At 58.5% G+C, this 313-nt stretch carries 1 protein-coding gene; it reads right to left on the bottom strand.

The window, feature by feature from the left end; all coding sequences use genetic code 11:
- On the bottom strand, window positions 1–313 hold a 313-nt coding region (locus AACW06_RS20275; RefSeq protein WP_202884130.1), incomplete at both ends, for a cadherin-like beta sandwich domain-containing protein.

The raw sequence follows: 313 nt of genomic DNA, 5'->3' as shown, positions 1-313 counted from the left end.
TACCTTCCGCTGTCAAGCTTGGAATGGTGATATCGGCGCTGCCATTGGCAAGATCCGCCGCCGTCACGGTGTAGGTTTGCTCCGTGGTGCTACCATCTGGGTTGGTGATGGTTAACGTCACCGTATCACCCTCTTCCACACCCGTTGGTAGGGTCACGTTGGTTTCAACGCCGTCACTGTTCTCTACCACGCTCACGCTGCCGTCCGCGGCATCCGCGATGGTAAGTGTTGGCACCGCAGTTGGCACGGTGGCGTCAAAATCAAACGTCACTGGCGCACTATCACCACTGCTGTTGCCCGCCGCGTCGCTGAT

It is taken from the genome of Vibrio sp. S12_S33 (genome assembly GCF_963889785.1).
Lineage (GTDB): Bacteria > Pseudomonadota > Gammaproteobacteria > Enterobacterales > Vibrionaceae > Vibrio > Vibrio aestuarianus.
This window is presented reverse-complemented; position numbering and strand designations above follow the sequence as displayed.